At 67.4% G+C, this 22,457-nt stretch carries 18 protein-coding genes; 9 read left to right on the top strand and 9 right to left on the bottom strand.

Annotation, left to right across the window (positions count from 1 at the left end):
- Window positions 1-7 precede the first annotated feature (7 nt).
- Entirely contained in the window at window positions 8-1,378 is a 1,371-nt protein-coding gene (locus L0977_RS10295; protein ID WP_234264774.1) for a TrpB-like pyridoxal phosphate-dependent enzyme, read from the top strand.
- 4 nt (window positions 1,379-1,382) lie between these two features.
- On the opposite strand, the gene L0977_RS10290 is transcribed toward L0977_RS10295, so the two are convergent.
- Window positions 1,383-1,958 carry a protein disulfide oxidoreductase gene (locus L0977_RS10290; protein WP_234264773.1) on the bottom strand — a complete coding sequence of 192 codons (576 nt, stop codon included), beginning with the start codon at window positions 1,956-1,958 and terminating at the stop codon, window positions 1,383-1,385.
- On the bottom strand, window positions 1,955-2,686 hold the full coding sequence (gene serB / locus L0977_RS10285; protein ID WP_234264772.1) for a phosphoserine phosphatase SerB: 732 nt from the start codon (window positions 2,684-2,686) through the stop codon (window positions 1,955-1,957). The genes L0977_RS10290 and serB overlap by 4 nt, the downstream gene beginning before the upstream one ends.
- Window positions 2,687-2,818: 132 nt before the next feature.
- On the opposite strand from serB, the gene L0977_RS10280 reads away from it, so the two are divergent.
- Window positions 2,819-3,760, top strand: a complete 942-nt coding sequence (locus L0977_RS10280; RefSeq protein ID WP_234264771.1) for a tripartite tricarboxylate transporter substrate-binding protein — start codon at window positions 2,819-2,821, stop codon at window positions 3,758-3,760.
- Window positions 3,761-3,782: 22 nt separating this feature from the next.
- On the opposite strand, the gene L0977_RS10275 is transcribed toward L0977_RS10280, so the two are convergent.
- Window positions 3,783-4,709 (bottom strand): LysR substrate-binding domain-containing protein, encoded by a 927-nt coding sequence (locus tag L0977_RS10275; RefSeq protein WP_234264770.1) that lies wholly within the window; start codon window positions 4,707-4,709, stop codon window positions 3,783-3,785.
- Between the two features lie 121 nt (window positions 4,710-4,830).
- Between L0977_RS10275 and L0977_RS10270 the strand changes: the two genes are divergently transcribed.
- Both L0977_RS10270 and L0977_RS10265 read left to right on the top strand, forming a co-directional pair.
- Window positions 4,831-5,931: a hypothetical protein gene (locus L0977_RS10270; protein ID WP_234264769.1), complete on the top strand. Its 1,101-nt coding sequence runs from the start codon at window positions 4,831-4,833 to the stop codon at window positions 5,929-5,931.
- 73 nt (window positions 5,932-6,004) lie between these two features.
- Entirely contained in the window at window positions 6,005-6,607 is a 603-nt protein-coding gene (locus L0977_RS10265; RefSeq protein ID WP_234264768.1) for an NAD(P)H-dependent oxidoreductase, read from the top strand.
- An 18-nt stretch (window positions 6,608-6,625) separates the two neighbouring features.
- Here the strand turns inward: L0977_RS10265 and L0977_RS10260 are convergent, their stop codons facing one another.
- Window positions 6,626-7,132, bottom strand: coding sequence for a DUF4405 domain-containing protein (locus tag L0977_RS10260; RefSeq protein WP_234264767.1), 507 nt, complete (start codon window positions 7,130-7,132; stop codon window positions 6,626-6,628).
- A 162-nt stretch (window positions 7,133-7,294) separates the two neighbouring features.
- Window positions 7,295-10,804, bottom strand: a complete 3,510-nt coding sequence (gene mfd / locus L0977_RS10255; protein ID WP_234264766.1) for a transcription-repair coupling factor — start codon at window positions 10,802-10,804, stop codon at window positions 7,295-7,297.
- Window positions 10,805-10,868: 64 nt separating this feature from the next.
- Here mfd and ispD point away from each other — a divergent pair, with 64 nt between their 5' ends.
- Together ispD and ispF are read left to right on the top strand one after the other, a co-directional pair.
- A complete protein-coding gene (ispD, locus tag L0977_RS10250; RefSeq protein ID WP_234264765.1) occupies window positions 10,869-11,603 on the top strand; it encodes a 2-C-methyl-D-erythritol 4-phosphate cytidylyltransferase in 735 nt (244 codons plus the stop codon).
- Window positions 11,600-12,079: a 2-C-methyl-D-erythritol 2,4-cyclodiphosphate synthase gene (gene ispF / locus L0977_RS10245; protein WP_234264764.1), complete on the top strand. Its 480-nt coding sequence runs from the start codon at window positions 11,600-11,602 to the stop codon at window positions 12,077-12,079. Before ispD ends, ispF begins: the two co-directional genes overlap by 4 nt.
- A 48-nt stretch (window positions 12,080-12,127) precedes the next feature.
- Here the strand turns inward: ispF and L0977_RS10240 are convergent, their stop codons facing one another.
- Both L0977_RS10240 and ompR read right to left on the bottom strand, forming a co-directional pair.
- Window positions 12,128-13,528: a sensor histidine kinase gene (locus L0977_RS10240; RefSeq protein ID WP_234264763.1), complete on the bottom strand. Its 1,401-nt coding sequence runs from the start codon at window positions 13,526-13,528 to the stop codon at window positions 12,128-12,130.
- A 15-nt stretch (window positions 13,529-13,543) separates the two neighbouring features.
- Window positions 13,544-14,275, bottom strand: coding sequence for an osmolarity response regulator transcription factor OmpR (ompR, locus tag L0977_RS10235; protein ID WP_234264762.1), 732 nt, complete (start codon window positions 14,273-14,275; stop codon window positions 13,544-13,546).
- A 167-nt stretch (window positions 14,276-14,442) separates the two neighbouring features.
- On the opposite strand from ompR, the gene L0977_RS10230 reads away from it, so the two are divergent.
- Window positions 14,443-14,733 (top strand): hypothetical protein, encoded by a 291-nt coding sequence (locus L0977_RS10230; RefSeq protein ID WP_234264761.1) that lies wholly within the window; start codon window positions 14,443-14,445, stop codon window positions 14,731-14,733.
- A 74-nt stretch (window positions 14,734-14,807) separates the two neighbouring features.
- On the top strand, window positions 14,808-15,512 hold the full coding sequence (locus tag L0977_RS10225; protein WP_234264760.1) for an SIMPL domain-containing protein: 705 nt from the start codon (window positions 14,808-14,810) through the stop codon (window positions 15,510-15,512).
- A 132-nt stretch (window positions 15,513-15,644) separates the two neighbouring features.
- Here the strand turns inward: L0977_RS10225 and ppk2 are convergent, their stop codons facing one another.
- Together ppk2 and argA are read right to left on the bottom strand one after the other, a co-directional pair.
- The gene (ppk2, locus tag L0977_RS10220) at window positions 15,645-16,886 is read right to left on the bottom strand and encodes a polyphosphate kinase 2 (RefSeq protein WP_234264759.1); all 1,242 of its coding nucleotides are present in this window, start codon (window positions 16,884-16,886) and stop codon (window positions 15,645-15,647) included.
- Between the two features lie 94 nt (window positions 16,887-16,980).
- Window positions 16,981-18,321, bottom strand: a complete 1,341-nt coding sequence (argA, locus tag L0977_RS10215; protein ID WP_234264758.1) for an amino-acid N-acetyltransferase — start codon at window positions 18,319-18,321, stop codon at window positions 16,981-16,983.
- A 74-nt stretch (window positions 18,322-18,395) separates the two neighbouring features.
- Between argA and hrpA the strand changes: the two genes are divergently transcribed.
- Window positions 18,396-22,451, top strand: a complete 4,056-nt coding sequence (gene hrpA / locus L0977_RS10210) for an ATP-dependent RNA helicase HrpA (RefSeq protein ID WP_234264757.1) — start codon at window positions 18,396-18,398, stop codon at window positions 22,449-22,451.
- Window positions 22,452-22,457 lie beyond the last annotated feature (6 nt).

Genomic DNA, 22,457 nt, shown 5'->3' with positions numbered 1-22,457 from the left:
ACCCCGCATGACCCTGCAGACCAAGTACCTGCTCGACGAAAGCCAGATGCCCAAGTTCTGGTACAACATCCAGGCCGACCTGCCCAAGGCGCTGCCGGCCGTGCTGCACCCCGGCACGCTGCAGCCCATCGGCCCCGACGACCTGGCGCCGCTGTTCCCCATGGAACTCATCATGCAGGAGGTCAGCACCGAGCGCGAGATCGAGATTCCCGAACCGGTGCGCGACATCTACAAGCTCTGGCGCCCGGCGCCGCTGTACCGCGCCCACCGGCTGGAGAAAGTGCTCGGCACGCCCGCCAAAATCTTCTACAAGTACGAAGGCGTCAGCCCCGCCGGCAGCCACAAGCCCAACACCGCCATCCCGCAGGCCTTCTACAACCAGCAGGCCGGCGTCAAGCGCCTGACCACCGAGACCGGCGCCGGCCAGTGGGGCACTTCGCTGTCGTTCGCGGGCTCGCTGTTCGATCTGGAGGTGCTGGTGTTCCAGGTGCGCGTGTCCTACGACCAGAAACCCTACCGCCGCGCCGTGATGGAAACCTACGGCGCGCGCTGCCTGCCGTCGCCGTCGAACGAAACGCAGTACGGCCGCAGCGTGCTGGCCCAGCGGCCTGACCACCCGGGCAGCCTGGGCATCGCGATTTCGGAGGCGGTCGAACTCGCGGTGCAGCGCGATGACACCAAGTACGCCCTGGGCTCGGTGCTCAACCACGTGCTGATGCACCAGACCGTCATCGGCCTGGAAGCCATGGAACAGATGCAGATGGCCGACGCCTGGCCCGACGTGGTGATCGGCTGCACCGGTGGCGGCTCCAACTTCGCGGGCATCGCGTTTCCCTTCATCGGCCACGCGCTGCGAGGCGGCAAGCGCTCGCGCATCCTGGCGGCCGAGCCGGCGTCGTGCCCGTCGCTCACGCGCGGCAAGTACGCCTACGACTTCGGCGACACCGGCCACATGACGCCGCTGACCAAGATGCACACCCTGGGCAGCACCTTCACGCCGCCCGCGACCCACGCCGGCGGCCTGCGCTACCACGGCATGGCGCCGCTGGTGTCGCACTGCAAGGACCTGGGCCTGATCGAGGCTGCCGCCTTCTCGCAGAAGTCGTGCTTCGAGGCGGGCGTGACCTTCGCGCGCGCCGAAGGCATCGTGCCGGCGCCCGAGGCCAACCACGCGGTCAAGGCCGCCATTGAAGAGGCGTTGCGCTGCAAGCGCGAGGGCAAGAGCGAGACCATCCTGTTCTCGTTGTCGGGCCACGGCCACTTCGACATGGCGGCCTACCAGAAGTACTTCAGCGGCGACCTGGCGGACGACGCCTACGACGAGAAGGAACTGGCGATGGCGCTGTCGGGCCTGCCCAGCGTGCCGGAACCGGCCTGAGCGGTCAGCCCGCGAACAGCAGACGCAGGCGCAGGCCCCAGCCGCTGGTCAGGCCCACGGTCGGCCAGCGCAGCTCGCCCTGCGGCGTGATCACGGCAAAGGCCGGCACGGCGCCGAAGCCCAGCGCGCCCGGAATGGCCGAACGCGGGTCGACCAGGGTGTGCCAGGCCAGCCCGCGCCCGGCCAGGTAGCCGGCCACTTTCTCGGGCGGGCCGGACTGCATGGCCACGGTGATCACCGGGTGGTCCTGAGTCAGGCCGTTGACCGTGCCCTGGAGGGTGCGGCAGATCGGGCACCAGTCGGCCCACACGTACAGACCGATGTTCCGGCCCGGGTGGGCTTGCTGCACGCGCGCGATCTCCTGCCGCAGCGTGCTGTCGCGGCGTGCGCCGTCCGGCCCGATCACGGGCAGGGCCGCGTCGAGCGCCGTGGCTGGCAGCGCACCGCCGGCCACGCTGCGCGTCTGCCAGAGCTGCACCGCCAGCAGCACGCCCGCGAAGAGGGCCAGGGTGCCCAGGTGGCGTTTCCCGTCGCGCCGCAGGCCGCCCGCCCACGTGCGCAAGCGGCTGGCCGCGCTCATGCCGCCTGGAACAGTTCGAGCAGGCGGTCCAGCCCGCCCATGTCGATGGCCACCTTGGCCTGGGCCCGCACCTTGGGCTTGGCGCGGTAGGCCACCGACAGGCCGGCCACGCCCATCATCTCCAGGTCGTTGGCACCATCGCCCATGGCGATCGCCTGCGAAGGGGCGCAGCCGATCAGGCTGCAGGTGCGCAGCAGGGTTTCCTTCTTCATGGCGCCGTCGCAGATGTCGCCCCAGCTCTGGTCGAGCAGGCGGCCCGTCAGCCGGCCGTCGATGATCTCCAACTGGTTGCTGCGTGCGAAGTCGAGCGCCAGCCGGTCGCGCAGGCGGTCGGCGAAATAGGTGAAGCCGCCGCTGACCAGCAGCACCTTCAGCCCCGCCGCCTTGCAGGCCAGCACCAGTTCGGCGGCGCCCGGGTTCAGGCGCAGGCGTGCGCGGTAGACATGCGCCAGATCGTCTTCGGTCACCCCTTCAAGCAAGGCCACGCGGCGGCGCAGGCTTTCCTTGAAGTCGGCAATCTCGCCGCGCATCGACGCTTCGGTGATGGCCGCCACCTCGGCCTTGCGGCCCACCGCGTCGGCAATCTCGTCCACGCATTCGATGTTGATCAGCGTGGAATCCATGTCGAACGCGATCAGCTTGAAGTCGCGCAGGTTCAGGGGCGGCGTGATGCCCTGGACGATGAGGCCAGGGGCGAATTCGATGGGTGCTGCGGTGGCGGGCGTCATGGGGAGGATTATCGATGCAGGGCGATGGTGGCCGTCTGGACAGCCCCTGGCCGCTGGGGTAATGTCGTAGCCCTGTTTTTGGCCGGATGGCGGCGCCCGATGATGAACCGACAGCAATTTCTCGCGACCCTGATGGCTCTACCGTTCGCAGGCCACCAGACGGCCGCCGCCCGTGCTCTGGGCCCGATGCGTCTGGTCGTTGGCTACGTCGCTGGCGCCACCATTGATACGCTGGCGCGCCAGTTGGCCCAGCGATTGGCGCCGGAGTTGGGGCGCAGCGTGATCGTCGAAAACCGGCATGGTGCGGGCGGGCGCATCGCCAACCTGGCCGTCAAGGCCGCGCCGGCCGACGGATCGACACTGCTGCTCACACCGAGCGCGACCATGGCCATTTTTCCGCACAGCCACGCGGGCACGCTGGGCTACGACCCCTTACGGGATTTCGTGCCCATCGCCCACCTGTGCAGTTTCCAGACCGGCCTGGCGGTTGGCTCTGCGGTGCCGGTGGCGACGCTGGCCGAATACTGCGACTGGGTCCGCACGGACCCGGGCCGGCGCGGTTTCTATGCGTCGGCCGCGACCGGCAGCACTTCGCATTTCGTCGGCATGATGCTCGGGCGCGCCGAGGGACTGGCACTCACGCACGTGCCTTACCCGGGTACAGCGGCCGCGATGCGCGCGCTGGTGGCCGGTGAGATATCCGCGCTGGCGACCGGCATGGGCGATCTGCGCACTCTGGCTCGGCAAGGCCAGGCGCGGGTGCTGGCGATCAATGGCCGCGAGCGCGACCCGGTGCTCGACGGTGTACCGACTTTTCAGGAACTGGGCTACGACCTCGATTCCACCTCCTGGTATGCACTGTTCGCGCCCGCCGGCCTGGCAGTCCCCCTGGTCGGGCAACTGGGCAGAGCAGCCGTGTCGGCGATAACCGATCCGGCCTGGCGTCGCGACTTGATTGAGCGCGGTCTTCAGCCTACCGGTCTGGGGCCCGATGCGATGGCGGCGCTTCTGGCCAGTGATCACCAGCGCTGGGGCCAGGTGATTCGCGCCACGGGGTTCACGGCCAGCGGTTGAGGTCGCGGGCGCAAGCGCCGGATCAGGTTAGCCAAGCTGGTGCGTCCACCGGTGCCTGAAGACGCTCGAACGCGTCGGTCAGCCATTCGGCCACGGTCGCCATGCGTGCCGGCGCCCGGCAGTCGGCACGCACCATTAGCCACAGGGATTCCGCCGTCGGCCGTACCGGCCCCACGGCAACGGTGAAACGGCCGCGCCGTACCAGACCATTCATCAGCGGCATCATCCCGCTCATCACGCCCATGCCGGCTTCGACGGCGCGTGCAGCCTCCAGCAGGGTCTCGAACGTGACCACTTGGCGCGGGTAAGCGCCTGTGGCCGGGTGGCGGAAGGTCTCCAGCGTTTCCGCGCGGCGCGAACGGGGGCAATACAGCGTGTGTCGGTGCAGGTCGTCCCAGTCGCGCAGCTGTGGTAGGAGGGCCGGCGCGCACAGCGGAGCCGCCGTGAGGCGGCCGATGAGGTGTGATTCGAATTGCGGCCAGGCGCCGTTGCCGATGCGGATGCCACCATCGATGCCGGCGTCCGAAGCGTCTTCGGCGAAAAAGGTCTTCATGCTGGTGCGCGAACGCACGCAGATATCGAGGTCCGGGTCCCAGCGCTGCAGCAGTGGCAGGTGCGGGATCACCAGTTCGTGCGAGACGATGCTGTTCATGGCGAGGGTGAGCGTGGTCGGTGCGCGCTGCATGGCGCGACTCGACACGCTGGCCAGAGCAGCCAGTGCCTGCCGCACCTCGTGCTGGTAGGTGATGCCGGCGGTGGTCAGGCCAATGCGGCGGTTGCCGCGTTCGAACAAGGGCATCTCCAGCATCTGCTCCAGGCGCACGATGCGTTGACTCAGCGCCGACGGCGTGACCGAGATCTCTTCCGCAGCGCGTTTGAAGCTCATCAACCGCGCTGCTGACTCGAACGCCACGAGCAGGTGCAGAGCGGGGAGCTGGGGGCGTTTCATGGTCGCGATGGGCGAATTCGGTTAAGAAAAACTGGTTCGAAGGCGAATATTAGCCGTTTGTCACCATTGCCTACCCAGGCCAACATGCACACCGGTTCACCACGAAGACAAGGAGACAACGATGGAAAAAACCGCATTGACCACCCGACGGCCATTCATGGCCCGCGCTCTAGGCGCCATCGCGGCCCTGCCGCTGGTGCAGGCCTGCACAACCGCTGCGCCGCGCCAGGCCGCTGCGACGCCCGGCGGCCGATTCGAGTTCGGGGTCGTCGGCGACATTCCCTACACCCGGGCACAGGAGGCCGAATACGTGCGGGTGATGGACGATATCAACGCGCGCGACCTGGCCTTCGTCACCCACATCGGCGACTGCATGTTCGACCCGCGCCCCTACGAGCGCGACCCGTCGCTGGCGCGTATGCCGATGACCGACGACAACTACGCCTACGTGCTGGGCACGTTCCAGGCGTGCCGCCACCCACTGGTACTGACGCCGGGCGACAATGACTGGTCCGACGCGGTGCAATTCAAGAAGATCAAGGTCTCGCCGCTGGAGCGGTTGCAGAAGCTGCGCGCCACCTTCTATCCACGCGAGGGCACACTGGGCCAGCGCAGCATGCCTGTGGCCAGCCAGGCTCGGGAGGCCGGCTATGAAGCCTACGTCGAGAACCTGACCTGGCGCATCCAGGGGCTGCGCTTTGCGACGTTGCACATCGTGGGCAGCGACGACAACGCCAAAGAGGACATGGCCGAGCACCAGGCGCGGCAGGCCGCCGCCATCGCCTGGATGCGCAAGGCTTTTGCCACGGCCAAGGCCGAGGACAGCCCGGGGCTGGTGCTGATTTCTCACGCCAATCCGGATTTCGAGAACCGGTGGACACGGTCCTATGCACAACGCTATGCACGCAGCGTGCGGGGTGCGGACGCGCCCAAGACCCCGGAGCCGACACCCTACGACCCTTTCCTGGACGCACTGATCGAGCAGATGCAGGCGTATTCGCGTCCGGTGCTGTACGTGCATGGCGATACCCACATCTTCCGCATCGGCAAACCCCTGCTGAACCCGAAGACGCAACGCTTCTTCGAAAACCTTACGCGGCTGGAAACCTACGGCTGGCCAGACTCGGGCTGGGTGCGTGTGGCGGTCAACCCTGCCAACCCGCACCTGTTCGAAATTCACCCGGAGATGCTGCCCTCGAACTCGGCGAATCACCGAGGTTGAGAGGCTTTCGGGTACCAGCGATCGCGCAACAGCCCCTGTACCATGTCCGTATGGACGGACAAGGAGCGCATGCATGGCCGACGTGCTGGTGATCGACGGACACCCCAACCACACCTCCCTGTGCGCCGCCTTGGCGCAGAGCCACGCCGAAGGCCTGCGGGCAGGCGGCGCCAGTGTCGAGGTGCTGGCGCTGCGGGATCTGGCTTTCGACCCAGTCCTGCACGTGGACTACCACGCGCAGCAGGCGCTGGAACCCGACCTGCAGCGCGCCCAGACCGCCATCAAGGTGGCGCGCCGGGTGGTGGTGGTCACGCCCTTGTGGTGGGGGTCGATCCCGGCGCTGCTCAAGGGCTTTTTCGACCGCACGCTGGAGCGCGGCTGGGCCTACCGCTACCTGCCCAACGGCATGCCCGAAGGCCTGCTGGCCGGTCGCAGCGCCCGCGTCATCCTGACCACCGACTCGCCGGGCTACTACCTGCGCTTCATCCAGGGCGACCCGACCATCAAGGCGCTGGTGCGCAGCACGCTCAAGTTCTGTGGCTTGCGCCCGGTGGACGTGACCCGCATCGGCCCCGTGCACAAGGCCGACGCACCCCAGCTCGAACGCTGGCTGGCCGAAGTCAAGTCCACCGGCCAGGCCGACGCCGGGCGCTTGCCCGCAGCGTCGCAGGACTGAGACGGCACGGCTTCCGGATCAGCGAGCGGTACCGCTCGGCAGCACCTGGCTGATGGTGCCGATCTGCTTGCGCAGATCGCCGCCCACCAGTTCGGCCACCGTCTGCTGATCGCTGGTCACGGTCAGACCCTGGGCCTGGAGCTTGGCCTTGACGTCGTCGGTGCTGGTGCCGGCGACCTGCGCCAGCACGCTGATGGGAGCCTGCGCCAGCGCGCGCACCGGGGGGGCAAAGCCGGGTTCGCTGCTTTCACCGCCGACGGGGATGAAGCTCAGCGCCAGGATGACGGCAAACACGCCCATGACGACCCGGGCCGTGGTCTGGGTGAAGTAGCGCTTGAACGCCGGCAGGTTCAACAGCAGGTGCAGGCCGACGCCGATCACCATGGCCCAGCTCAGCCATTCGTGGGCGGTCTTGTTCAGGCCGCTGTCGAGGTGGAAGAACATCAGCATGCCGGTGACGGCCGAGAGGCCGAAGGCGCCGATGACGAGCGGGGTGATCCAGGGGCGGTGGGGATTGAGTTTCACGGTTTTTCTCCTTCGATCGTGGGGCATTCCATGGTGGAACGCACCGATGAAGTTTCGTGGCGCCCGTGTGAACGGCGGGTGAACGCTGAGCGCGACCGCTCCTGTTTTTGATGCAGGTCAAACCCTCCCCGGTATGCGCCGTGGAGGCCGTGAGCGGGCCGCTCAGGGGGCGCTCACCGGCTCGGGGGTCTTGATAGGCTGGCCCAGGGCCTTGAGCACGTCGCGCACCATCTGCACCCGGTTTTTCACCTCGGGCAGCGGCTTTTCGATGCGCAGCTTTTCGTTGCCGGCGAGCTTGATGTGCCGGTTCTTCTGGATCAGCTCGATGATGCGCATCGGCTCGATCGGCGGGTTGGGCCGGAAGGTGATGTTCACCACGCCCGGTGCCGCGTCGACCTTGATCACACCGTAAGGCTGTGACAGCACGCGCAGGCGGTGCACGTCGATCAGCGTCTGCGCGGGCGGTGGCAGCTTGCCGAAGCGGTCGACGATTTCCTCCAGCAGCGCATCGACCTGGTCGGCGGTCTTGGCGGTGGCCAGCTTCTTGTAAAACGACAGGCGCAGGTGCACATCGCCGCAGTAGTCGTTGGGCAGCAGGGCGGGGGCGTGCAGGTTGATGTCGGTGGTGACCGACAGCGGCGCCAGCAGGTCCGGTTCGCGGCCGGCCTTGAGCGACTTGACGGCCTCGCTCAGCATCTCGTTGTAGAGCTGGAAGCCCACTTCCAGCATGTTGCCGCTCTGGTTTTCGCCCAGCACTTCGCCCGCGCCGCGGATTTCCAGGTCGTGCATGGCGAGGTAGAAGCCGCTGCCGAGTTCTTCCATCTGCTGGATCGCATCGAGCCGCTGGGCGGCCTGCTTGGTCAGGCCCTCGATCTCGGGCACCAGCAGGTAGGCGTAGGCCTGGTGGTGGCTGCGGCCGACGCGCCCGCGCAACTGGTGCAGCTGCGCCAGGCCGAACTTGTCGGCGCGCGCCATGACGATGGTGTTGGCCGTGGGCACGTCGATGCCGGTTTCGATGATGGTGGAGCACAGCAGCAGGTTGAAGCGCTGGGCCACGAAGTCGCGCATCACGCGCTCCAGTTCGCGCTCGGGCATCTGGCCGTGGGCGATGGCGATGCGTGCTTCGGGCAGCAGTTTTTCCAGGGCCTGCTTGCGGTTCTCGATGGTCTCGACCTCGTTGTGCAGGAAGTAGACCTGGCCGCCGCGCTTGAGTTCGCGCAGCACGGCTTCGCGGATCACGCCGTTGCCTTCGTTGCGCACAAAGGTCTTGATCGCCAGCCGGCGCTGCGGCGCGGTGGCGATGACCGACAGATCGCGCAGGCCTTCGAGCGCCATGCCCAGCGTGCGCGGGATCGGCGTGGCGGTGAGCGTGAGCACGTCGACCTCGGCGCGCAGCTGCTTCATCGCTTCCTTGTGGCGCACGCCGAAGCGGTGTTCCTCGTCAATGATGAGCAGGCCCAGGTTCTTGAACTGGGTCTTCTCCGACAGCAGCTTGTGTGTGCCGACCACGATGTCGACGCTGCCGTCGCTGATGCCCTTCATCGCGGCGGTGATCTCCTTGGCCGAGCGGAAGCGGCTCATCTCGGCCACCTTCACCGGCCACTTGGCGAAGCGGTCCACCAGGGTCTGGTAGTGCTGCTCGGCCAGCAGCGTGGTGGGCGCCAGAAACGCCACCTGCTTGCCGCCGGTGACGGCGACGAAGGCCGCACGCAGCGCGACCTCGGTCTTGCCGAAGCCCACGTCGCCGCAGACCAGGCGGTCCATCGGCTGCGGGCTGATCATGTCCTGGATGACGGCGTGGATCGCGGCCTTCTGGTCGGCGGTTTCGTCAAAGCCGAAATCGTTGGCGAAGGTCTCGTAGTCCTGCGGGCTGTAGCGGAAGGCGTGGCCCTGGCGCGCGGCGCGGCGCGCGTAGATGTTGAGCAGCTCGGCGGCGGCATCGCGCACCTGTTCGGCGGCCTTGCGTTTGGCCTTGTCCCACTGGCCGCTGCCCAGCTTGTGCAGCGGGGCCTCGTCGGCGCTGACGCCGGTGTAGCGCCCGATCAGGCCGAGCTGGCTCACCGGCACATAGAGCACGGCCTTGTCGGCGTATTCCAGGTGCAGGAATTCCTGCAGCGCGGGCGTGCCGTCGGCGTTTTTCTCGCCCATGTCGAGGTTGACCAGCCCGCGGTAGCGGCCGATGCCGTGTTGCGTGTGCACCACCGGGTCGCCCACGTTGAGTTCGCTCAGGTCTTTGATCAGCGCGTCGACGTCGCTGACCTGTTCCTGCTTGCGGCGCCGCCGTGCGGTGGGGCCGGCGGCGAAGAGTTCGGTTTCGGTGACGAAGTCGAGCGCGGCTTCCTGCCACGCGAAGCCGGCGGTGAGGGCGGCGGTGGCGATGCCGATCTTTTCCGCGCTGCCCTCGAATTCGGCCAGCGAATCGAACGCCGGCGGGTTGACGCCGCTGGCGCGGATGAAGTCGAGCAGGCTTTCGCGCCGACCGTCGCTTTCGGCCAGCAGCAGCACGCGGTGCGGCGTGGCGCGCAGGTGGGCCTGCAGGCGCGCCAGCGGGTCTTCGGCGCCACGCACAGCGGTCAGGTCGGGCAGCTTTTGCGCGAAGGCGTTGTCGGCAATGTCTTCCACCGCCGGGCGCAGGGCCAGTTGCGCGTGGCGGTTGGCCAAGCCGTAGAACTGTTCGGCGCTGAGGAACAGGCTTTCGGGCGGCAGGGCGGGGCGGTCGGGGTCGCCCTGTACCAGGCGGTAGCGGTCGCTGGTGTCCTGCCAGAACCGCTGGAAGGCCGGCTCCAGGTCGCCGTGCAGCACCACCGTGGCCTGTTCACCCAGGTAGTCGAACACGGTGGCGGTTTCTTCGAAGAACAGCGGCAGGTAGTACTCGATGCCGGCGGTGGCGACGCCGTTGCCCATGTCCTTGTAGATGCGGCTCTTGGTCGGGTCGCCTTCGAGCAGTTCGCGCCAGCGGCTGCGAAAGCGCGTGCGCGCCGCGTCGTCCATGGGGAATTCGCGCCCGGGCAGCAGACGCACTTCGGGCACCGGGTACAGGCTGCGCTGGCTGTCGGGGTCGAAAGTGCGGATGGAGTCGATTTCGTCGTCGAACAGGTCGACCCGGTAGGGCACGGGCGAGCCCATGGGGAACAGGTCGATCAGGCCACCGCGCACCGCGTATTCGCCGGGGCTCACCACCTGGGTGACGTGGTTGTAGCCGGCCAGGGTGAGCTGGCTCTTGAGCTTGGCCTCGTCAAGCTTTTGCTTGACCTTGAAGTGGAAGGTGTAGGCGGCCAGGAAGGATGGCGGCGCCAGCCGGTACAGGGCGGTGGTGGCGGGCACCAGCACCACGTCGGCACCCTGGTCCTGCTCGCCCGCGCGCGCCTGTCCGCGGTGGTGGATGCGCCAGAGCGTGGCCAGGCGCTCGGAGATCAGGTCCTGGTGCGGCGAGAAGCTGTCGTAGGGCAGGGTTTCCCAGTCGGGGAACAGGGCACAACGCAGGTCCGGGACGAAGAAGGCCATTTCGTCCATCAGACGCTGCGCGTCGCTGGCGTCGGCGGTCACGATGGCGGTGGGGCGGCCCTGGGCCTGCTCGCGTTGCGCGAGCTGGGCCAGCAGCAGGGCGTCGGCCGCGCCGACAGGTCGGGGCAAGGCGAAGCGCTTGCCGGGGGTGAGCTTGGGCAGATCCATGGGAGCCTTCAATGACGAACACCCCCCGACCGGTCAGGGTGGGGGGGAAGCCGAGGATTTTAGAATGCCCCCGACCATGTCTGCCGAGCTTTCCGATCACCCTTCTTCTTCCGAGCGGCTGTTCGCGCTGCTGCCCTGTGCCGGCACCGGTTCGCGCGCGGGTACCGCCGGCCCCAAACAGTACGAGCCGCTGCTGGGCGTGCCGCTGGTGCTGCACACCCTGGGCGCTTTCCAGGCGGTGCTGCGCGTCGAGCGCTGCCTGGTGGTGCTGGCCCCGGGCGACCGTTTTCTGACCGTGGACGACCCGAGCATCGAGCTGGCGCACTGTGGCGGCACCAGCCGCGCCGAGAGCGTGGCCAACGGGCTGGCCGCGCTGCGGGCCGGGGGCGCCGGGCCGAACGACTGGGTGCTGGTGCACGATGCGGCGCGCTGCCTGGTGACGCCGGCGCAGATCGATGCGCTGATCGATGCCTGTCTGGGCGATCCGGTGGGCGGCCTGCTCGCGCTCAAGCTGCCCGACACGCTCAAGGCCGAGACCGGTGGCCGGGTGGCGGCCACGGTGGACCGTGGCGACAAATGGCTGGCCCAGACGCCGCAGATGTTCCGCATCGGGGCGCTGCAGGCCGCGCTCGCTGCGCGCGCCGCCAGTGGCTACGACGGCATCACCGACGAAGCCAGCGCCATGGAGCTGGCCGGCGCCGCGCCGCGCCTGGTGCCCGGCAGCGCGCAAAATGTCAAGGTCACCTATCCCGAGGACTTCGCGCTGGCCGAAGCCGTTCTGAAGAGCAGACAACCATGAACATCCGCATTGGCGAAGGCTGGGACGTGCACGCGCTCGTGCCCGGGCGGCCCCTGATCATCGGCGGCGTGACCATTCCGCACACCTTAGGCCTGCTGGGCCACTCCGACGCCGACGTCCTGCTGCACGCCATCACCGACGCGGTGCTGGGGGCGGCCGGTCTGGGCGACATCGGCCGCCATTTCCCCGATACCGATCCGCGTTTCAAGGGTGCCGACTCTTCCGTGTTGCTGGCCGAGGCCGCACGGCGCGTGCGTGCCGCCGGCTATGAAATCGGCAATGTCGACAGCACGGTGGTGGCCCAGGCCCCCAAGCTGGCGCCGCACATTCCCGCCATGGTGGTGGCGGTGGCGCGGGCGCTCGGTGTCGATGCCGGCCAGGTGAACGTGAAGGCCAAGACGGCCGAAAAACTCGGGCCCGTGGGGCAGGGCCTGTCGATCGAAGCGCGTGCCGCCGTGCTGATCCACCGCCGCTGAAGCGCGGTGCCGGCGCGCTGTGTGCTGCGCCGCGCCAACACGCCCGACTCAGTTGATGGCACGCGGCAGCTTGATGTGCGCGGCCAGCCCGCCGGTGCTGCTGTTGGCCAGCGCAAACCGGCCGCCCATGCGGGTGATGGCGCGGTCCACGATGGACAGGCCCAGGCCGGTGCCCGTGGCCGCCGTGCGCGAGGAGTCGCCCCGGAAGAAGGGTTGGGTCAGTTGTTCCAGCAGTTCGGGCAGCACGCCCTTGCCGTGGTCGCGCAGCTTGATGAGTACCCAGCGCTCTCTGGGCTTGGCCGCGATGTCGATCTGCACGTCGCCGGTTTTGGGATCGCGCCCGTAGCGGCGCGCGTTTTCGAGCAGGTTGGAGAACACGCGCTGCAACTCCACCGCGTCGCCCAGCACGTCGATTTCGTGCGGAACGGCGATGTTGATCTGCACCGAAGCGTCGCTGCCGAGCGCGAACACGGCCGCTTCCACCACCAGGTGGAGGTTGACCCGCTGAAGGTCGGTGTGGTCGGGCCGGGCGTAGTCGAGGAATTTGTCGATGATGGCGTTGACCTGCTCGATGTCGGCCGTCATGTGCTCGCGCGCCTGGGGGTCGGCCACGCTCATCTCGGTTTCCAGCCGCAGGCGGGCCAGTGGCGTGCGCAGGTCGTGCGAAATCCCGGCCAGCATGAGCGTGCGGTCCTGTTCGATCTTGGACAGGCGCTGCGCCATGCGGTTGAAGCCGATGTTCACCTCGCGGATTTCGCTCGTGGCCACCGACTCGCTCAGTTGCGTCGCGTCGAAGTCACCCTCGCGCACGCGGCTGGCTGCGAACTGGAGCTTCTTCAGCGGGTGGTTGATCAGGCGGGCGATGAGCGCCGCCCCGGTGAGGGAAAGGATGGCTGCCGTGGCCAGCCAGATCAGCCAGGTGGCACCCGTCACCGGCCCGATGCGGGAGGGGTCGGTCTGCAGCCAGTACAGGTCGCCATCGATCGAGAAGCCGATCCACAGGCCAGGCGTGCCGTTGACGGCGCGGGCCACCACGGTGTCGCGCCCCAGCCGTTGCTGAAGAGCTTCGGTGACGCCCCGGTTCAGGGTGTCGGTGTCGTAGGGCAGGTAGACGTCGTCCGGTTCGCGCAGGGCGATGCGCACCTTTTCTTCGTCGGCCAGGGTCTTGACCAGCGACACGCGGGCGATGGAGTCCGAGTGCACCAGAGCCGCGCGGGTGAGGTTCACCAGAGACGCCAGTTGCTGCGCACTCTGGATGGCCCGGGGCTCGAATTCCAGGGCGCGGAAGGTCTGCAGCCAGGCAATGATGCAGCCGATCAGCAGCAGCGACAGAAAGAAAAACGTTCGCCAGAACAGGCTCACGCCGCGCTTGGGCCGGGACCCCAGCGGAGCGGGGGCCGTTTCCAGGGCGGCGGGCTGGGTCTCGAACGGGGCGCGCGATTCGCTCATCCAGAGGCCAGTGCGTCAGTTGTTGCCGTCCGGCACGAACACGTAGCCCACACCCCAGACGGTCTGCAGGTAACGGGGAGAGGCGGCGTCGTCTTCGATCAGCTTGCGCAGGCGGGAGACCTGCACGTCCAGGCTGCGGTCGAAGGGCTCGAACTCGCGGCCGCGGGCCAACTGGGCGAGTTTTTCCCGCGTCAGGGGTTGCCGCGGGTGGCGCACCAGGGCCTTGAGCATGGCGAATTCCCCGGTGGTCAGGGGCAGGTCGACCCCTTCCTTGCGCAGCGTGCGCAGGCTCAGGTCGAATTCGAACGGACCGAAGGTGACGACTTCCGCCTCCTGCGAAGGTGCGCCGGGCACTTCGGTCGGTGGGCGGCGGCGCAACACCGCATGGATGCGGGCCAGCAGCTCCCGCGGGTTGAAGGGTTTGCCGAGGTAGTCGTCGGCACCGACTTCGAGACCCACGATGCGGTCGACGTCTTCGCTCTTGGCGGTGAGCATGATGATGGGGGTGCGGTCGCCGTTGGCGCGCAGGCGGCGGCAGATCGACAGGCCGTCCTCGCCGGGCATCATCAAATCCAACACGATCAGGTCCACCGATTCGCGCTGCAGCACGCGGCTGAGGGCTTTGCCGTCTTCGGCCAGCATCACCTCGAAGCCTTCCTGCATGAGGTAACGGCGCAGCAAATCGCGGATGCGAACGTCGTCGTCGACGACCAGGATCTTGTTGGGACGGGAGTTGGTCTGTGGCATCTTGGCAACCCGGAAAATGTAACAGGCCCCATTGTTACAGCGGTAAGTGCTTGTCCGCACTGGTTTTTTGGTAGTCTGACACGGTGTTACAAATGTTGCCGACCCCGCGTGACCCGTTCACCGAGCGGACATCCGAGAATGCGTCGGCTGAGACAGACTTTGCTTCCATGAACGCTTGCAGACTGGCCTTCAAGGCCCTTTTGTCCGTTTCCTTCCTGACCGCTTCGGCCTGGGCCAGCGAGCCAGGCCGCGCCGTGCAGCCCAAAGCCGCGGAAGCGGCAGCCCGCATGACCGGATCGGAGACGCCGGCCGACCACTCCCTGCGCGACTCGATCCGGCAGCAGGCTGGCGGACGCTCCGAGGAATGGAAACCCTATCGCCTGACCGAAGAACAGCGCCAGCAGTTGCGCACCCAGTTGCGGGGCGAAGACAGCGAGCTGTCGGCCCGGCCGCGCTGAACGGCGCCTTCCTTTCGCCGGCCTCCGCGGTCGGCCTATCCCCGTTTTCCCGCTTTTTTATGAGAGGAGTCGCTATGCGATCCACGGCTTTGGCCTTGCTTGTTCTGGTCGGTACCAGCACCGCGTCTTTTGCCCAGGCGGCCCCTGAGGTGCCGGCCAATGTGGTGAACCTGTCTGCCAGCGGTTTCATGGAAGTACCGCAGGACCAGATGATGGTCACGCTCAACACCACCCGGGAAGGCGCTGACGCCGGCACGGTGCAGGCCCAGCTCAAGACCGCGCTGGAGCAAGCCCTGGCGGTGGCGCGAGTTGCCGCCCAGCCGCAGGCCATGGACGTGCGCACCGGTCAGTTCTCGCTCCAGCCGCGTTACGGCAGCAATGGCCGCATCAACGGTTGGCAGGGCACGGTGGAGCTGATGCTGGAAGGCACCGACTTCGGGCGCATCAGCACCACGGCGGGCAAGATCCAGAGCCTGACCATCGCCGATGTGGGCTACGCGGTCTCGCGCGAGGCGCGTCAGCGCCTGGAAAACGAGGTCCAGGCCCTGGCCATCGAGCGCTTCCGCGCCCGGGCCCAGGAGGTGGCGAAGAACTTCGGTTTTGCCGGCTACAGCCTGCGCGAGGTGCACATCAGCTCGACCGACCAGGGCGGTGGTCAGCCCCGCATGGTGATGATGCGGGCCGAAGCCAAGGCCGCTATGGCCGATGCCCCCATGCCCATGGAGGCCGGCAAGACCACCGTGTCTGTCAACGTGTCGGGCGCCGTGCAATTGCGCTGATGCCCGACTGAGCAACGCGGCTGGCGCATGATGCGCGCCGCTGGCGCCGTGGAACCCTACCGGTGCCGTCCCCTCGTTGCGCCAAGGCGCGCCACGAGGGAGAGCCGCATCAGCGGCGGCGCAAGGGGGTGATCACAAGATCGCGCTGCCGGGCCGTTCGCCGCGTTCGTAGACCACGTGGGCGCGGCCCACGATCAGCGAGTCGAGCGTCCCGATGTTGCCGGTGTCCTTGTTGCTGTAGGGCAGCTTTTGCAGCACGTAGCGCATGGCGTTCAGGCGCGCGCGCTTCTTGCAATCGCTCTTGATCACGGTCCAGGGGGCATCGGCCGTGTCGGTTTCAAAGAACATCGCTTCCTTGGCCTGGGTGTAGTCGTCCCACTTGTCGAGGCTGGCCATGTCGATCGGGCTGAGCTTCCACTGCTTGAGCGGATGGCTCTTGCGCTCCTTGAAGCGGCGGCGCTGCTCTTCGCGGCTGACCGAGAACCAGAACTTGATCAGGTGCACGCCACTGCGCACGAGCTGGCGCTCGAACTGCGGCGCCTGCCGCATGAATTCCTGGTATTCGCCGTCCGAGCAGAAGCCCATGACCTTTTCCACGCCGGCGCGGTTGTACCAGCTGCGGTCGAACATCACGATCTCGCCCGCAGTGGGCAGATGCTGGACATAACGCTGGAAGTACCACTGGCCGCGTTCGACCTCATTGGGTTTTTCCAGGGCCACCACGCGGGCGCCGCGGGGGTTGAGGTGTTCCATGAAGCGCTTGATGGTGCCGCCCTTGCCGGCGGCGTCACGCCCTTCAAACAGGATCACCACGCGCTGCTTCGTTTCCTTGACCCAGGCCTGCAGCTTGAGCAGCTCGACCTGCAGTTTGTATTTCTGCTGCTCGTAGGCCTTGCGCGACATCAGGTTCTTGTACGGATAACCGCCGCTGCGCCAGTCGGCCGCCAGCACCTCATCCGGATGGGTGATGGCGATGGCCTGATCGCGCCGTTGCAGGGTTTCTTCCTTGAGCAGGCGCCGGATGGCCTTGGCGTCGTCCGGTGAGGCACCTTCCAGGATCGCGCGCAAGGACTCGGCCTTTTCCTTCTTGCTGGTGCCGGTCCGCGAGAGGATGTCGCGCACTGCGGCGAACTGGGCTTCCTGGTGTTTCTGGACCTTGGTCTGGGTGGTGACTTTGGCGATGCGTCGCGGGCGCGAACTGCCGGTCACGTCACCCAGGCTGGCGCGCCGCGTGGGCGCAGCGGCGGCGGGTGCGGGTTTGGTCCGGGCCTTGACCGGTTTTTTCGTGGGGCTCGGGCGGCTTTTGCCGGCGGCGGGTGCGCGGAGCGGGCCGGTGGCGGCGGTGGCGTTCGAAGGGGCGCTGCGTTCGGTCATGGGCTTTTCACGAAAAATTCATCAATGGCCCAGTATGGACCGTCCCCCGCCAATCTGCCTGACATTTGTCAGGCACGCGCCGCACCGCGCCGGCTCACGTGAGCTTTTTCACCAGCACCTGGCTGCGGCGGTCCCAGTTGTATTTGCGCTTGCGGGCCTCGGGCAGCCATTCGGGGCTGACCTGCACGAAGCCGCGCTTGATGAACCAGTGCATGGTGCGCGTGGTGAGCACGAAGATGCTCTGCAGACCCTGCGCCCGCGCCCGCGACTCGATGCGCTTGAGCAGGCGTTCGCCGTCGCCCTGGCTCTGGCTCTGCGGCGACACGGTGAGCGCGGCCATCTCGGCGGTGCGCTCTTCGGGGTAGAGGTGCAGGGCAGCGCAGCCGAAGATCACGCCGTCGTGTTCGATGATGGTGTAGCTGCTGGCATCGCGCTCGATCTCGGTGCGGTCGCGCTTGACGAGGGTGCCGTCCTTTTCGAATGGCTCGATCAGCGCCAGGATGCCGCCCACGTCGTCCAGGGTGGCTTCGCGCACGCTTTCCAGCTTTTCATCGACCACCATGGTGCCGATGCCGTCGTGCACGTAGATTTCGAGCAGCAGCGAGCCGTCGAGGGCGAACGGGATGATGTGGCTGCGCTCCACCCCACCTTCGCAGGCCCGGATGCAGTGCTGCAGGTAGAACCCGGTGTCGGTGGGCTGGGTGGCCAGCGGCAGGCTGGCCACCAGGCGCTTGGCATCGTCCAGCGGCAGTTCGGTGTCGATGTCGCTTTCGGGGTCGTTGGTGTCGACGCGGATGCCGGGCACCTCGGTCAGGAAGATCAGCTTGTCGCTCTGCAGCGCCACCGCCACCGAGGTGGCCACGTCTTCCATGCTCAGGTTGAAGGCCTCGCCGGTGGGCGAGAAGCCGAACGGGGAAATGAGTGCCAGCGCACCCATGTCCAGCGTGCGCTGGATGCCTTCGGTGTCCACCTTGCGCACCAGGCCGGAGTGCTGAAAGTCCACGCCGTCGATCAGGCCCACCGGGCGGGCCGTGATGAAGTTGCCGGAAATGACCCGGACGCGGGCGCCGGCCATGGGCGTGTTGGGCAGCCCCTGGCTGAAAGCGGCCTCGATCTCATAGCGCAACTGCCCGGCAGCTTCCTGGGCACAGTCCAGCGCCACCGGGTCGGTGATGCGCATGCCGTGCGAATACCGGGCTTCCTGCCCTTTGAGGCGCAGTTGTTCGTTGACCTGCGGCCGGAAACCGTGCACCAGCACGATCTTCACCCCCATGGCCTGGATCATGGCGATGTCCTGGGCGATGGAGGCCAGCTTGCCTGCCGCGATGCCTTCGCCGGTCAGTCCGATCACGAAGGTCTGATGGCGGAATTTGTGGATGTACGGTGCCACCGAACGGAACCAGGGCACGAAGGTGAAATTGAAGACGGTGGACATGTGTGGCGGGTGGGGCAGAACGGCAGGGTGCGCGGGATAATTGCCGGTTGCCTGATTTTGACTGAAGTTCGCCCTTGTCTTCCGCGCCGCTGACCATCGAGTTCCCCGAATCCCTGCCTGTTTCCGCCCGCCGGCAGGAAATCGAGGCCGCCATTCGCGACCACCAGGTGGTGATCGTCTGCGGCGAGACCGGTTCGGGCAAGACCACCCAGTTGCCCAAGATCGCCCTGGCCATGGGGCGGGGCCGGCTCCATGCGAAGCCGGGTCAGCGCGGTCAACTGATCGGCCACACCCAGCCACGGCGGATCGCGGCCAGTTCGGTCGCCAAGCGCATCGCCGAGGAGCTGAAGACGCCGCTGGGTGAGGTGGTCGGCTACAAGGTTCGCTTCCAGGACCGGCTGAGCCGGGACGCGTCGGTCAAGCTGATGACCGACGGCATTTTGCTGGCCGAGACGCAGACCGATCCGGACCTCAAGGCCTACGACACGCTGATCATCGACGAGGCGCACGAACGCAGCCTCAACATCGACTTCCTGCTGGGTTACCTGCGCCAGCTGCTGCCGCGCCGTCCCGACCTGAAGGTCATCGTCACCTCGGCCACCATCGACGCGGACCGCTTTGCCGACTACTTTTCGTCGGCCAAGGGCAAGGCGCCGGTTCTCATGGTCTCGGGCCGCACCTTCCCGGTCGAAGTGCGCTACCGGCCGTTCGAGGAAAGCCGCGAATACGACCTGAACAACGCCATCGCCGACGGCGTGGACGAGTTGTGGCGTGGTGGGGCAGGTTCGGGTGGGGACATCCTGGTGTTCCTGCCGGGCGAGCGCGAGATCCGCGAGGCCGCCGACCACCTGCGCAAGCACCTGGCGCACCAGCCCGCGCTGCGCAACGCCGAGGTGCTGCCCCTGTTCGCGCGCCTGTCGCAGGCCGAGCAGGACCGCATCTTCCAGCCACACGGCCAGCGCCGCATCGTGCTCTCGACCAACGTGGCCGAAACCTCGCTGACGGTACCGGGCATCCGCTTCGTCATCGACGCGGGCACGGCGCGCGTCAAGCGGTACAGCTTCCGTCAGAAGGTCGAGCAGTTGCTGATCGAACCGATCAGCCAGGCGGCGGCCAACCAGCGTGCCGGGCGCTGTGGCCGGGTGGCCGATGGGATCTGCATCCGGCTCTACGACGAAGCGGATTTCAACGGCCGTCCGCGCTTCACCGACCCCGAAATCCTGCGCAGTTCGCTGGCTGGGGTGATCCTGCGCATGAAGGCGCTGCATCTGGGGGCCGTCGAGGACTTCGCCTTTCTGGAGGCGCCGCAGCGCCGTGCCATCACCGACGGTTACCAGTTGCTCGCCGAGCTGGGTGCTGTCGATGAAGGCAACGAACTCACGCCGGTGGGGCGCACGCTGTCGAAGCTGCCGCTGGACCCACGCGTGGGCCGCATCCTGCTTGAAGCGCGCGAGCGCGGTGCGCTGGACGAGGTGCTGGTGATCGCCTCGGCGCTGAGCCTGCAGGACGTGCGCGACCGTCCGCTGGACAAGCAGACCCAGGCCGACCAGGCACACAAGAAGTTCGACGACGAGAAAAGCGAGTTCACCGGCACGCTCAAGCTCTGGAAATGGCTGGCGGACAGCAAGGGTGGCGACGGCCATGAGCACAAGCTCAGCCACCGCCAGTACGAAAACCTGCTGCGCGAGAACTACCTCAACGTGCGGCGGGTGCGCGAATGGCGCGACATCCATTCGCAGCTGCACACCGTGGTGGCCGAGCAGGGGTGGAAGCTCCACACGCCACCGGCTCGCCCGGCGCCGGGCCGCCCCAAGCCGGGCGACGCCCCCTCGGGGGGCAGCGACCCGCGCAGCGGCGGAGCGTGGGGGCAGACACCCGCCAGCTACGAGCAACTGCACCTGTCCATGCTCGCCGGTCTGCTCGGCAACATCGGCTGCAAGAACGACACCGAGGACTGGTACCTGGGTGCGCGCGGCATCAAGTTCCACCGTCACCCCGGCGCCAACCTGAGCAAGAAGCCCGGCCTCTGGATCGTCTGCGCCGAACTGGTGGAAACCGCGCGGCTGTTTGGCCGCGGTATTGCGAACATCGAGCCGCAGTGGCTGGAACAGGTGGGCGGCCACCTGCTCAAGAAGCAGGTGCTGGACCCGCACTGGGAGAAAAAGGCCGGCCGCGTCAGTGCCTACGAGCGCGCCACGCTGTACGGGCTGGTGGTTTACCAGCAGCGGCGCGTCGACTACAGCAAGGTGGACCCGGCGGGTGCGCGCGAGCTGTTCATCCGCGAGGCCCTGGTCGGTCACCTGCACGACGACACCTGGGACAGCAAGCTGCCGTTTCTGGCGGCCAACCGCCGCACGGTGCGCGAGGTGCAGGAGCTGGAACACAAGGCGCGGCGGCAGGATGTGCTGGTCGACGACGAGCTGATCTACGCCTTCTACGAGGCGCAGGTGCCGGCTGACATTGCCAACGGCGCGGCTTTCGAGCGTTGGTGGCGGGACCACAGCCGAGAGAACCCCAAGCTGTTGTTCCTGACCCGCGAAGAGCTGATGCGCCACGAGGCCGCAGGCATCACCACCCAGGCTTATCCCAGGACCCTCCGCCTGGGCGGGGTGGACTGCGCGGCGGCCTACCTGCACCAGCCGGGCGACCCGCGCGACGGCGTCAGCGTCACGGTGCCGATCTTTGCACTGAACCAGGTCAGTGAAGACCGCTGCGACTGGCTGGTGCCCGGCATGCTCAAGGACAAGGTGCAGGCCCTGCTCAAGACCCTGCACCAACGCCCGCGCTCGCGCCTGGTGCCGTTGCCGGCCACGGCCGAGAAGATGACCGAGGCGCTGTGTCAGCCCGAGGTGTTCGGTAACGGCAGCCTGATGGACGCGCTGCTCAAGCTGGTGCGCGAGGCCACGCAACTGCCGGTGCAGCGCAACGACATCAAGGTCGACATGCTGCCGGCCCACCATTTCATGCACCTGCGCGTGGTGGACGAACACGGTCGACAACTGGGTCAGGGCCGCAACCTGGGCGCGCTCAAGGCCGAGCTGGGTTCCCAGGCGCGCGGGGCCTTCCAGGCGCTGGCACAACTCAAGCTGCAGGACATGGCCGCGACCGCCGCCGCACCGGTTTCACCCGAGCCGCCACCGGCCCAGGCCGAAGGCCGCCGCCGGGTGCCGGCGAGCGACGCGACCAAGGGCGGCAACAAGGCACCGGTCTCAGCTTCACCGTCCGGCCCGGCCACGGTGGCCGAGCAACGCCACACCGCCTGGGATTTCGGTGAGCTGCCCGAGCTGATGGAAATCCGCAAGGGCGGCCAGACGCTGATCGGCTTTCCGGCCCTGATCGACGACGGCGACGCGGTGCGCATCGAGGTCTTCGACGAACCCGAGGTGGCCCAGGCGCGGCACCGTGCCGGCCTGCGCCGTCTGTTCGCGCTGCAGATCAAGGATGCGCTCAAATACCTGGAAAAGAACCTGCCGGGATTGCAGGCCATGGGCGTGGCCTACATGAACGTCGGCAAGACCGACAGTGGCGGCGCAAAAGGTGGCGACGGGGGCACGCTGGACGAGCTGAAGCACCAGATTCTCGACCTCGCCCTGGACCGCGCGTTCCTGACCGATCCGCTGCCGGCCGATGCTGCCGCGTTCAAGGCGCGTATCGACGAAGGAAGAGGGCGCCTGACCCTGATCGCCAACGAGATTGCACGCCAGACAGGCACCATCCTGGCCGAGTTCGCCGCCGCCCAGCGCAAGCTCAAGGACAGCAAGCCGCCGGCCGATGTGGCGGCTGACGTGCAGCAGCAGTTGCAGCGCCTGGTGCCCAAGACCTTCCTGAGCGCCACGCCCTACGCGCAGTTGCAGCACTTCCCGCGCTACCTCAAGGCGGTGCAATTGCGGCTGGACAAGCTTCGCGGTGACCCCGCCCGGGATGCCGCCAAATTCGCCGAACTGCGCCCGCAGGACCAGCGCTTCTGGCGCCTGGTGGCCGAGCGCAAGGGTGTGCAGGACGCGCGTCTTCAGGAAGTGCGCTGGCTGCTGGAAGAGTTGCGCGTGAGCTTCTTTGCGCAAGAACTGCGCACGCCGCAGCCGGTGAGCATCAAACGCCTGGAAAAGGCGTGGGGTCAGCTCACCAACTGAGCGCTT

This window comes from Hydrogenophaga sp. NFH-34 (genome assembly GCF_021401345.1).
Taxonomy (GTDB): Bacteria; Pseudomonadota; Gammaproteobacteria; order Burkholderiales; family Burkholderiaceae_C; genus Hydrogenophaga; species Hydrogenophaga electricum.
Note: the sequence above shows the minus strand (reverse complement) of the source record. Positions and strands in the feature narration are given on the sequence as shown.